The following is an 11795-nucleotide window of genomic DNA, read 5'->3' as shown; positions in this document are numbered from 1 at the left end:
AGGCAGAAGTTTCATGACCCGTTTCGGCTCCGTATTCGTGATTTCAGCAGCTATGGCGCTGGCCTCTCCCCTGCAGGCGCAGGACGGTCAGGTCCTCACCACGCAGGATGAAATCGGCGGCGAATACGAAGGCACCTTTCGCGGCGGCCTGCAGCATGGCACCGGCACCTACCGGCTGCCCAATGGTTATGAGTATTCTGGCAACTGGGTCGATGGCGAAATCCGCGGTCAGGGCGTGGCGCGCTACCCGAACGGCGCCGTCTACGAAGGCGAGTTCGCCAAGGGCAAACCCGAGGGGCTCGGCAAGATCACCTTTGCCGATGGCGGCACCTATGAAGGCGAATGGACCGATGGTGTGATCAGTGGTCAGGGCATCGCGGTCTACGCCAATGGCGCGCGGTACGAAGGCAGCTTTGTCAACGGCCAGCACCATGGCAAGGGCGTGATGCGCAATCCCGGCGGTTATGAATACGCTGGCGACTGGGTCGAGGGCCGCAAGGAAGGCGAAGGCAAGATCGTCTATCCTGACGGTGCAACCTACGAAGGTGGAATCGCCGATGGTCTGCTGCATGGCACCGGCACGCTGACCATGCCCGACGGGCTGATCTACGAAGGCGACTGGGCAAGCAACCAGATGCACGGTACCGGCAAGCTGACCCAGCCCAACGGCGACGTCTACGAAGGTCCGCTGGAAAACGGCCGCAGGCAGGGTATTGGCAAACAGACCCATGCCAATGGTGACGTCTATGTCGGCGAATTTCAGGATGACCTGCGCCACGGCACCGGCACCTTCACCAAGACCGATGGCTACGTCTACGAGGGCGAATGGCTGGCGGGCCAGATCGAGGGCACGGGCAAGGTGACCTATCCTGACGGCTCGGTCTACGTGGGGGAATTCCGCGATGATCTGGCTGATGGCACAGGTAAGATCACCTATCCCGATGGCTCGACCTATGAAGGCGACTGGATCGCCGGTGTCATCGAAGGCACCGGCACCGCCACCTATCCCAACGGCGTGACCTACACCGGCGGTTTCAAGAACGCCCGCAACCACGGTCAGGGCGTGATGACCTATGCCAGCGGATACCGCTATGAAGGTGAATGGCAGGACGGGCAGCGCCACGGTCAGGCCAAGGTCACCTATGCGGATGGATCGGTCTACACCGGGCAGTTTGCCAACAGCCAGCGCCACGGCAAGGGCCGGATCGAGATGCCCGGCGGCTTTGTCTACGAAGGCGACTGGCAGGAAGGCAAGATCACCGGCGAAGGTGTTGCCACCTATGCCAATGGCGACGTCTACGAAGGCAGCTTCGTCAACGGCAAGCGGCAGGGCCCCGGCAAAATGCGTTATGCCACTGGTCAGGAAACCGACGGTGACTGGCAGAACGGCGCCTTGGTGACCGAAACTACTGAAACGGACGCCGCTGCGGACGACAACGCCGCCAGCACCGACAACTGATCCAGCGGCGGTCCGCCCTTCGGGTCAGACCGTAACGCCCGCCTCAAACCCGGCCAAAAAGGCGTCAGCCTCTTCCAGAATCTGCGCTCGCTTCTCCGCATCCATCCGGTCCCAGCTGCGGTACATGTTGCCCATGCGCGGATTTGCCGAGAACCGCTCCCGGTGGCGGTCGAGGAAATGCCAGTAGAGCAGGTTGAACGGACAGGCGCCCTCCCCCACCTTGCGGCTGACGGAATAGGTGCAGGATTTACAGTAATCCGACATGCGATTGATATAGGCGCCGCTGGAGACATAGGGTTTGGAACCCACGATACCGCCATCGGCAAACTGGCTCATCCCGACGGTATTAGGCGCCTCGACCCACTCAAAAGCATCGGCATAGACTGCCAGATACCATTCGTGCACCTCCTGCGGATCAATGCCGGCCAGAAGCGCGAAATTGCCGGTCACCATCAGCCGCTGGATATGATGGGCATAGGCCTCTTCCCGGGTCTGCGATACCGCCTGTGACAGGCAGTGCATGCCCGTCTCAGCGCCCCAGTAAAGCGGCGGCAGCGCACGATCATGGCCCAGCACATTGCGCTGCGGATAGTCCTCTCCTTCGAGGAAATAGATCCCACGCACGAATTCGCGCCAGCCAAGGACCTGCCGGATGAACCCTTCGGCGGCGTTGAGCGGCACATCACCTGCTTTCCACGCCTCTTCTGCAGCCTCACACACCTCCATCGGGTGCAACAGTCCGATATTGAGATAGGGTGACAGCACCGAATGGTAGAGCCATTTCTGCCCTGTCATCATCGCATCCTGATAGTCCCCGAACAGCGGCAGGCCATGCCGGATGAAATGCGCCATTGCCCTCAGGGCATCGGCACGGGTGACCGCAAAATGGAACGGGCGCAGATCGCCGAAGTGGTCCCCAAACCGCCGCTCGACAAGGTCCAGAACCTCTTCCGTCTCGTCATCCGGGGTGAACTGCATGGGCCCTGGGGTCTTTATGTCCTTGGGCGGTGCCTTGCGGTTCTCCTGATCGTAGTTCCATTTGCCCCCAGCGGGGTTGTCACCCTCCATCAGCACTCCGGTCTTGCGCCGCATCTTGCGATAGAAATACTCCATGCGCAGTTGCTTGCGCCCCTCGGCCCAGTCGTTGAAATCAGCCCGCGTGGCAATGAACCGCGTATCCGGCTTGAGGCCGACCTTCAAAGGCAGAGACTGCAGATGCCGGATCAGCCGCCATTCCCCCGGCGTTGTGGCGATCACCTCATCAGCGCCGCTCTGGGCCGCCCGGCGCAGGATTTCCTCCGCGATGGAGCCGGTGTTGTCCGCATCGTCAAGCCGGGTATAGGCGACAGTCCAGCCCTCTGCCCGCAACTGCTCCGCAAACTTCCGCATCGCCGCGAGAATCAGCGCGATCTTCTTGGGATGGTGACGCACATAGGTACCTTCCTCGGCAACCTCGGCCATGACGATGATGTCGGTGTCCTTGTCCGCGACCTGCAGCGCCGACAGCGACAGGCTCAGTTGATCGCCAAGAATTAGGATGAGTTTTGCCATGTGTCCTGCCTCTGCCGCACCTTTTGCCTATGGCTCATCGCCAAGGCTCTGGCGCAGCTAGGAGGAATTTCCCACAAATCAAATCTGCCCGCACCAAAGCGCTCTGCCGACCGCCAAATGGTCAGGATCACTGAGCTATTTTCGCTCTTTCCATTCGCGGCGCGCTCTGTATAACTTTGCCGCATGACAGCTCGCGCACATATCTTCGGCCCGGCCACCGCCATTTGCGGTGCGGCTCTGCGCGACCTACTGATCCTAACCCGCCTCTGAGCGTGCCATTCGGCGCGCCCGCTCAGAGGAGGAGGCTTGCGCGCCACGAGAATGGATCCAGGACAGAGTTTTAAGAAAGCTACCGACATGACGACTGCACTTGAAAAAGATCGCGTATTGATCTTCGACACCACTTTGCGCGACGGCGAGCAGAGCCCCGGCGCCACCATGACCCACGATGAAAAGCTGGAAATCGCGGGCCTTCTGGACGAGATGGGCGTCGACATCATCGAGGCCGGTTTCCCCATCGCCTCCGAAGGCGATTTCAAAGCGGTGAGCGAGATCGCCGAACGCTCCAAGAACGCGGTGATCTGCGGTCTGGCGCGCGCCAATTTCAAGGATATTGACCGCTGCGCCGAGGCCGTGCGCAAGGCTGCGAAACCCCGCATTCACACCTTTATCGGGACATCGCCCCTGCACCGCGCCATTCCGAATCTCACCATGGATGAGATGGCCGAGCGGATTCACGACACGGTGACTCATGCGCGCAATCTCGTCGATGACGTGCAATGGTCGCCCATGGATGCGACACGCACCGAATGGGATTATCTCTGCCGGGTGATCGAGATCGCCATCAAGGCCGGCGCCACCACCATCAACATCCCCGACACCGTCGGCTATACCGCGCCGCTGGAATCGGCTGATCTGATCCGCCGCCTGATCGAAACCGTACCGGGCGCGGACGAGGTGATCTTTGCCACCCACTGCCACAACGACCTGGGTCTTGCCACGGCCAACGCTCTGGCCGCCGTCGAGGGCGGCGCGCGTCAGATCGAATGCACCATCAACGGTCTGGGCGAGCGAGCCGGCAACACCGCGCTCGAAGAGGTGGTGATGGCGCTGAAGGTCCGCAATGACATCATGCCCTGGCACACGCAGATCGACACCACCAAGATCATGCATATCTCCCGCCGGGTCTCCACCGTCTCTGGCTTCCCGGTGCAGTTCAACAAGGCCATCGTCGGCAAGAACGCCTTTGCCCACGAAAGCGGCATCCACCAGGACGGGATGCTGAAGAACAAAGAAACCTTCGAGATCATGCGCCCCGAGGACGTAGGTCTTTCAGGAACCTCGCTGCCGCTTGGTAAGCACTCGGGCCGCGCGGCGCTGCGCGACAAGCTGAATAACCTCGGCTATGAGGTCGGCGACAACCAGCTCAAGGATATCTTTGTCCGCTTCAAGGAGCTCGCCGACCGCAAGAAGGAAGTCTTTGACGACGACATCATCGCGCTCATGCGTTCTGGCGAAGATGCCGAAAACGATCATCTGCAACTGGTGTCGATGAAAGTGATCTGCGGCACCGGCGGTCCGGCCGAAGCGACGCTGGAAATGGAGATCGACGGCAAGGATCTGAGCGCCACGGCACAGGGCGATGGCCCGGTGGATGCCGCCTTCAAAGCGGTGCGTGAGCTTTATCCGAACTCGGCGCACCTGCAGCTTTATCAGGTTCACGCCGTGACCGAAGGCACCGATGCACAGGCAACGGTTTCCGTCCGGCTGGAGGAAGACGGCAATATCGCCACCGGCCAGTCGGCCAACACAGATACTGTGGTTGCCTCGGCCAAGGCCTATATCAACGCGCTGAACCGGCTGATCGTGCGCCGCGGCAAGGTCGGCGAAGGCGCCGATACCCGCGAAATCTCCTACAAGGACGCGACCTGAGCGTCTGAAAGATTCGGCGCCGTGCCGCAGGCGCGGCGCCAGGCCCAACGCCTTGTCGCCCATCTCTGATGGGCGGCCAAGGGGGCGGGAGATCCCCCCACCTCTACAGGTCTTCGCCTCAGCCCTGATTGAGCCTCTCGAACAGGGCCGAAATACGCGCGGCTTCCTCTTCGGCGCCAAAGGGCGCATTCACTACGAACATACCTGATCCAACCATCCGGTGCCCGGCGCGCACCGGCGGAAAGCGCACCTCGTGGCGCAGGGCGCCCGGCAGCGCCTGCGTCTCTAGCGCGCTCAGCATCTTTTGATGCGCCCCATCTGTCAGGATCGGATACCACAGCGCGATGACGCCGACGTTCCATTTCCGGTGCAGCTTGCCGATGATGCCGGGGATACGTGCGTAATCGGATTTCACCTCATAAGACGGATCGATCAGCATGAGCCCTCGGCGCGGCGTCGGCGGTGCCAGCGACAGGGCCAGCTCGAACCCATCCTGCTGATGCACCTTGGCATGCCAGGGCCTCAGCGCCTGCCGCAGGGCAGCGTATTCCTGCGGGTGCAATTCGGCAAAATGCAGGCTGTCCATCTCGCGCAGCAAGGCCGCCGCCACCAGCGGCGATCCGGGATAGCTGGTCGCGCCAAACCGCTCGCGACAGGCATCAATCGCGCGGCTCAGCGGATGATCCGCCGCCAGTCCGTGGTTTTCCAGCACCCGGGAAATCCCCGCGGCCGCCTCCCCCGTCTTCAGCGCCTCGGGCGCCTCCAGCTCATAGACGCCCCGCCCGGCATGGGTTTCGATATAGCTGAGCGGTTTGTCCTTGCGGGTCAGATAGGTCAGCATCCAGGCCAGAAGCGCGTGTTTCTGGACATCCGCCAGATTTCCGGCGTGGTAGATATGTTGATAGGACAGCATGACACAGCCCCTACCCCGGTTGGCGCGCCATAGAAAGATCCTTTCGCCGATGCTGCGCCGCAAAACGCCCTGCCCGGCATCGTCCAAGAACCACCCGAACCACAGTGTTCAACATGCCCAAGGCGTGGCCAACCCCCATGTTTCACAGGCGGAAAGGCGCTAGTTGGAGGTAATCGGCCCTTTCGCGGCAGCGCTGCGCTGCTTATAAGATCTACAATGCGCGTTGGCAGCAGAGTCGCGGGCACGAACGGCAGAACTTACAGGATCCCTCATTTATGGCGCTCTTTGGAAATTTAGGCGGTCTGTTCACTTCGGACATGGCCATCGATCTCGGCACTGCGAACACTCTGGTCTATGTCAAGGGCCGCGGCGTGATCCTGTCCGAGCCGTCGGTTGTTGCCTATCACGTCAAGGACGGCGTCAAAAAGGTACTGGCCGTGGGCGAGGACGCCAAGCTGATGCTGGGCCGCACCCCCGGCTCGATCGAGGCGATCCGCCCGATGCGCGAAGGCGTGATTGCGGACTTCGACACCGCCGAGGAAATGATCAAGCATTTCATCCGCAAGGTGCACAAACGCTCGACCTTCTCCAAGCCCAAGATCATCGTCTGCGTACCCCATGGCGCAACCCCGGTTGAAAAACGCGCGATCCGTCAGTCGGTGCTCTCCGCAGGTGCCCGCCGCGCCGGGCTGATCGCAGAGCCCATCGCCGCCGCCATCGGCGCGGGCATGCCTATCACCGACCCCACCGGCAACATGGTCGTGGACATCGGCGGCGGTACCACCGAGGTGGCGGTTCTGTCCCTTGGGGATATCGTATACGCACGCTCGGTCCGCGTCGGCGGCGACCGCATGGACGAGGCAATCATCTCCTACCTGCGCCGCCAGCAGAACCTTTTGATCGGTGAAGCCACCGCCGAGCGTATCAAGACCTCCATCGGCACCGCCCGCATGCCCGACGATGGCCGAGGCCAGTCGATGCAGATCCGCGGCCGTGACCTGTTGAACGGCGTGCCCAAGGAAATTGAGATCAGCCAGGCGCAGGTCGCCGAGGCGCTGGCCGAACCGGTGCAGCAGATCTGCGATTCCGTGATGACCGCGCTGGAAACCACCCCGCCGGATCTGGCCGCCGATATCGTCGACCGTGGCGTCATGCTGACCGGCGGCGGCGCGCTGCTGGGCGATCTGGATCTGGCCCTGCGCGAGCAGACCGGCCTTGCGGTTTCCATCGCCGACGAAAGCCTGAACTGCGTGGCCCTTGGCACCGGCAAGGCACTGGAATTCGAAAAACAGCTGCGCCACGCCATCGACTACGACAGCTGAGGCGCCCAGCCCCGCGCCTGCCGGGGTGATCCACACCCGAAAGGAGTCCCTTGGCCAAAGACCGGTCACAGCGCGAAGATTATTCCGCCCCGCTGCGCCGTTTGCTGATCGGGCTGGTGTGCCTGTGCCTTGCCGCCATTTTTCTGGTCTGGCGGATCGACAGCCCAAGGGTCGAACGCTTCCGCGCACAGCTGGTGGATACCGTTGTGCCGAATATGGACTGGGCCATGGTGCCGGTCACCGCGACGGTCAACCTGTTCCGGGACTTCCAAAGCTATCAGCGCCTTTCCGAACAGAACCAAGAGTTGCGCTCCGAGCTGCGCCAAATGCGCGCCTGGAAAGAAGCTGCGCTGCAGCTGGAACAGGAAAACGCCCGCCTGCTGGATCTCAACAACGTGCGGCTCGATCCCAAGCTGACCTATATCACCGGTGTGGTGATGGCCGACAGCGGATCGCCCTTTCGCCAGTCTGTGATCCTCAACATCGGCGCCCGGGACGGGATACAGGATGGCTGGGCCGCCATGGACGGGATCGGTCTGGTGGGACGTATTTCCGGCACCGGACAGGATACCGCGCGGGTCATTCTGCTGACTGATGCCGCCAGCGCGGTGCCCGCCACCATCCAGCCTTCGGGGCAGACCGTTCTAGTGACCGGTGACAACAGCGCAGCGCCAGTGCTGGATTTCCTTGAAAACCCCGATCTGATCCGCCCCGGCGACCGGGTCATCACCTCTGGCGATGGCTCCGTCTTTCCGCCCGGGCTGCTGATCGGTCAGGTGACCGAGGACCGCACCGGCCGCAAGCGGGTGCGCCTGTCTGCCGACTACGAACGGCTGGAATTCCTGCGGGTGCTGCGCCATCAGGGCTCTGAGGTGATCAAGGAGCCCGGCGGACTGGTTGTCCCGGCGCCGGATGCCACTGTGCCTCTCCCGCGGCCGCAAAACCTGGCGCCCGAGGCCCTGTCCGCGTCCGAAGGGGAGAGCAATGGCTAGCACCTCGCCCGCGCGGATCTGGATGATGCGGATGGCCTTTCCGGCTCTGGCACTGGTGCTGATCTTCTTTCACCTGCTGCCGCTGGACACGCTGCCGCGCCGTTGGGCGCCGCCAGACCTGCTGCTGGCGCTTGCCATGGCCTGGTCACTGCGGCGGCCGGATTTCGTGCCTGTTCTGCTGCTGGGGGCAACCATGCTGGTCGCCGACATGATGTTCCAGCGCCCGCCCGGCCTTTTTGCGCTGCTGGTGGTACTGGGCTGCGAATTCCTAAAGTCGCGGATCCCGCCACACCGGGAAACCGCCTTTGCCGCGGAATGGCTCGCCGTCGCCTTTGTGATCGCAGGTATCGTGGTGCTCAACCGAGCCATTCTTGCTATTCTGGCCGTGGCGCAGGCACCCTTGGGCCTCACGCTGATTCAAGCCCTGCTGACGATTGCCGCCTATCCGCTGGTCGTGATCTTCAGTCAAAGCCTATTGGGTGTGCGCAAACTGTCACCTGCCGAAGCCGAAGCCCTGGGAAGCCGCTGATGAAACGCAATCCGAAAGAGCTGGAATTCAGCCACCGCAAGCTGACCCGCCGGGCGCTGCTTCTGGGCGGTTTGCAACTGGGGTTTGCTGGCGGGTTGGCGGCACGCATGCGCTATCTTCAGGTAGATCAGGCCGATCAGTTCCGGCTGCTGGCCGAGGAAAACCGGATCAATATCCGCCTGCTACCGCCAGCACGCGGTGAGATCTTCGACCGCAACGGCATCACCCTGGCGCAGAACTCGCCCTCCTATCGCATCACCATCGTCCCCGAGGACGCCGGCGATGTAGGCGAGGTGATCGCCAAACTGTCTCGGCTGATCGAAATCGACCCTGAAGATATCGAGCGCGCCATGGCCGAGATGCGCCGCTCTCCGCCCTTCCTGCCGGTGACGCTGGCCGATCAGATCGGCTGGGAGGACATCTCGAAAGTGGCGGTCAACGCCCCTGCCCTGCCCGGCATCACCCCCGAGGTCGGCCTGACGCGGATCTATCCGCAACGCGGCGCCTTTGCCCATGTGGTCGGCTATGTCGGGCCGGTCTCGGATTATGACCTCAGCAAGATGGAATCGCCGGAACCGATCCTGCGCATTCCTCGTTTCCAGATCGGCAAGGTTGGGTTTGAGGCCAAGCGTGAGGATGCCCTGCGCGGCAAGGCCGGCGCCAAGCGCGTCGAGGTGAATGCCACCGGCCGCGTCATGCGCGAGTTGGACCGGCGCGAAGGTGAGGCCGGCGCCGACATGCAACTGACCGTCGACGCCGAGTTGCAAAGCTATGTGCAGGCGCGCCTTGGCAACGAAAGCGCCGCCGCGGTGATCATCGATTGCGAACATGGCGACACCCGCGCCATCGCCTCCTCGCCCAGCTTTGATCCCAATCTCTTTGTGCGTGGCATCTCGGTCGCAGACTATAGCCTGCTGACCGGCGACCCCTACCGTCCCCTGGCGAACAAGGCGGTGCAGGGCACCTATCCGCCAGGTTCGACCTTCAAGATGGTGACGGCGCTGGCTGCACTGGAGGAAGGGTTGATCGGCCCCGAGGAAACCGTCTGGTGCCCCGGATATCTGGAGGTCTCCGGCCGCAGGTTCCACTGCTGGAAACGCGCGGGCCATGGGCATGTGGATCTCAACACCTCGCTGAAACAATCCTGCGACGTCTATTACTACGATCTGGCGCTGAAGGTGGGGATCGACAAGATTTCTGCCATGGCCAACCAGCTAGGGCTGGGTGTGCGTCACGATCTGCCGATGTCGGCCGTGGCCAGCGGCCTGGCCCCGAACCGCGAGTGGAAGCAGCGGGTGCACGGGCAGGACTGGCTGATCGGCGACACTGCAAACGCCTCTATCGGGCAGGGCTATATGCTGGCCTCGCCAATGCAACTGGCAGTGATGACCGCGCGGATCGCCTCGGGGCGCAGTATCACCCCGCGTCTGCTGAAATCCATCGACGGGATCGAACAACCCAGCGGCGGCGGCGAGCCTTTGGGGCTCAATGAAAACAACCTGCGCACCGTGCGCCGGGGCATGTTCTCGGTCAGTAACGACCGGCGCGGCACCGGCTACCGCTCACGCATCATCGCCGAAGACATCCGCATGGCCGGCAAAAGCGGCACCAGCCAGGTGCGCAATATCACCGCGGCCGAACGCGCCGCCGGGGTGATCCGCAACGAGGATCTGCCCTGGGAGCGGCGCGACCACGCGCTTTATGTCTGCTTTGCGCCTTATGACAAACCCCGCTTTGCGGTTGCTGTCGTGGTCGAACACGGGGGTGGCGGGTCACGCGCCGCCGCACCCATTGCCCGCGATGTCATGTTGCAGGCGCTGTTTGATGGAACGCCGCCCCTGTCCGCCTACCCCAAGGGCGATCGCAGCCGCATCAAGGCGCAGCAGGAGCGGCTGGAACGCGAACGTCTGAAACGGGAAGAAACCGGGGGCAGCGACCGGGCATGAGTTATCTTGAAAGCCGCGCCAAATCCGTCCCCTCGGGCCTGCGCAAGATCCTGTATCTGAACTGGCCGCTGACCTTGCTGCTGGCCTCGGTCGCCGGGGTGGGCTTTCTGATGCTCTATTCCGTGGCAGGTGGGTCGTTCTCGCCCTGGGCCGAGCCGCAGGCAAAACGCTTTGCTCTTGGCATGGCGGTCATGATCATGGTGGCCATGGTGCCAATCTGGTTCTGGCGCAACATTTCCGTCCTTGCCTATCTGATGTCCATCGTGCTGCTGCTGGCGGTGGAGTTCTTCGGCACCGTCGGCATGGGTGCGCAGCGCTGGATCGACATTGGTTTCATGCGGCTGCAACCCTCTGAGCTGATGAAGATCACCCTAGTGATGCTACTAGCCGCCTATTATGACTGGCTGCCAACGGAAAAGACCTCGCGCCTGTTCTGGGTGTTGGTGCCGGTGATCATGATCCTATTCCCCACATTTCTGGTGCTGCGGCAGCCGGATCTGGGCACCTCGATCCTGCTGATGGCCGCCGGGGGTGGGGTCATGTTTCTGGCAGGTGTGCACTGGGCCTATTTCGCAACGGTGATTGCCGGCGCCGTTGGTCTGGTCACGGCGGTGTTCTATAGCCGCGGCACCGACTGGCAGCTGATCAAGGACTACCAGTTCCGCCGCATCGATACCTTTCTTGATCCCTCTCAGGATCCGCTCGGGGCGGGCTATCACATCACCCAGTCCAAGATCGCCCTTGGCTCGGGCGGCTGGTCCGGGCGCGGTTTCATGCAGGGCACCCAGTCCCGATTGAACTTCCTGCCGGAAAAACACACCGATTTCATCTTTACCACCCTGGCAGAGGAATTCGGCTTTATCGGCGGCTTTACCCTGCTCAGCATCTACGTGCTGATCATCGTCTTCTGCGTCGCCACCGCGCTTGCGGCGCGAGACCGGTTCTCGTCACTGGTGACGCTTGGCATCGCCATCACCTTCTTCCTGTTCTTTGCCGTGAACATGTCGATGGTGATGGGGCTGGCACCGGTTGTCGGCGTGCCCCTACCGCTGGTTTCCTACGGGGGCTCGGCCATGCTGGTGCTGCTCGCCGCCTTTGGCCTGGTGCAAAGCGCAAACGTCCACCGCCCGCGCTAGAACGGGCGGCCCAAC

Annotated in this window: 9 protein-coding genes; 7 read left to right on the top strand and 2 right to left on the bottom strand. The window is 62.5% G+C overall.

Going from position 1 to position 11795, the window contains the following annotated elements; all coding sequences use genetic code 11:
* Positions 1-13 precede the first annotated feature (13 nt).
* Positions 14-1459 (top strand): 2-isopropylmalate synthase, encoded by a 1446-nt coding sequence (locus SM765_RS07785; RefSeq protein WP_274837678.1) that lies wholly within the window; start codon positions 14-16, stop codon positions 1457-1459.
* Positions 1460-1483: 24 nt separating this feature from the next.
* On the opposite strand, the gene SM765_RS07780 is transcribed toward SM765_RS07785, so the two are convergent.
* Entirely contained in the window at positions 1484-3010 is a 1527-nt protein-coding gene (locus SM765_RS07780) for a cryptochrome/photolyase family protein (protein WP_274837677.1), read from the bottom strand.
* 357 nt (positions 3011-3367) lie between these two features.
* Here SM765_RS07780 and SM765_RS07775 point away from each other — a divergent pair, with 357 nt between their 5' ends.
* Positions 3368-4942, top strand: a complete 1575-nt coding sequence (locus SM765_RS07775; protein WP_065272765.1) for a 2-isopropylmalate synthase — start codon at positions 3368-3370, stop codon at positions 4940-4942.
* A gap of 118 nt (positions 4943-5060) precedes the next feature.
* Here SM765_RS07775 and SM765_RS07770 read toward each other — a convergent pair whose 3' ends face one another.
* Positions 5061-5855, bottom strand: a complete 795-nt coding sequence (locus SM765_RS07770; RefSeq protein ID WP_274837676.1) for a 23S rRNA (adenine(2030)-N(6))-methyltransferase RlmJ — start codon at positions 5853-5855, stop codon at positions 5061-5063.
* Between the two features lie 275 nt (positions 5856-6130).
* On the opposite strand from SM765_RS07770, the gene SM765_RS07765 reads away from it, so the two are divergent.
* Genes SM765_RS07765 through rodA form a run of 5 tightly spaced genes read left to right on the top strand, consistent with a single transcriptional unit; the run spans position 6131 to position 11780 of the window.
* Positions 6131-7177, top strand: a complete 1047-nt coding sequence (locus SM765_RS07765; RefSeq protein ID WP_065272763.1) for a rod shape-determining protein — start codon at positions 6131-6133, stop codon at positions 7175-7177.
* A gap of 50 nt (positions 7178-7227) precedes the next feature.
* The gene (gene mreC / locus SM765_RS07760; protein ID WP_274827800.1) at positions 7228-8169 is read left to right on the top strand and encodes a rod shape-determining protein MreC; all 942 of its coding nucleotides are present in this window, start codon (positions 7228-7230) and stop codon (positions 8167-8169) included.
* A complete protein-coding gene (locus tag SM765_RS07755) occupies positions 8162-8698 on the top strand; it encodes a rod shape-determining protein MreD (protein WP_274827799.1) in 537 nt (178 codons plus the stop codon). Before mreC ends, SM765_RS07755 begins: the two co-directional genes overlap by 8 nt.
* Positions 8698-10644, top strand: a complete 1947-nt coding sequence (gene mrdA / locus SM765_RS07750; protein WP_274827798.1) for a penicillin-binding protein 2 — start codon at positions 8698-8700, stop codon at positions 10642-10644. The genes SM765_RS07755 and mrdA overlap by 1 nt, the downstream gene beginning before the upstream one ends.
* Entirely contained in the window at positions 10641-11780 is a 1140-nt protein-coding gene (gene rodA, locus SM765_RS07745; protein WP_065272759.1) for a rod shape-determining protein RodA, read from the top strand. The genes mrdA and rodA overlap by 4 nt, the downstream gene beginning before the upstream one ends.
* Positions 11781-11795 lie beyond the last annotated feature (15 nt).

The sequence above is a fragment of the Pseudophaeobacter sp. 1A09344 genome (genome assembly GCF_041008745.1).
GTDB classification, from domain to species: Bacteria; Pseudomonadota; Alphaproteobacteria; order Rhodobacterales; family Rhodobacteraceae; genus Phycobacter; species Phycobacter gallaeciensis_A.
This window is presented reverse-complemented; position numbering and strand designations above follow the sequence as displayed.

Coding starts and splice junctions, on each gene's coding strand:
- SM765_RS07785 (WP_274837678.1), top strand. CDS start 14: ATGACCCGTTTCGGCTCCGTATTCGTGATTTCAGCAGCTATGGCGCTG.
- SM765_RS07780 (WP_274837677.1), bottom strand. CDS start 3,010: ATGGCAAAACTCATCCTAATTCTTGGCGATCAACTGAGCCTGTCGCTG.
- SM765_RS07775 (WP_065272765.1), top strand. CDS start 3,368: ATGACGACTGCACTTGAAAAAGATCGCGTATTGATCTTCGACACCACT.
- SM765_RS07770 (WP_274837676.1), bottom strand. CDS start 5,855: ATGCTGTCCTATCAACATATCTACCACGCCGGAAATCTGGCGGATGTC.
- SM765_RS07765 (WP_065272763.1), top strand. CDS start 6,131: ATGGCGCTCTTTGGAAATTTAGGCGGTCTGTTCACTTCGGACATGGCC.
- SM765_RS07755 (WP_274827799.1), top strand. CDS start 8,162: ATGGCTAGCACCTCGCCCGCGCGGATCTGGATGATGCGGATGGCCTTT.
- mrdA (WP_274827798.1), top strand. CDS start 8,698: ATGAAACGCAATCCGAAAGAGCTGGAATTCAGCCACCGCAAGCTGACC.
- rodA (WP_065272759.1), top strand. CDS start 10,641: ATGAGTTATCTTGAAAGCCGCGCCAAATCCGTCCCCTCGGGCCTGCGC.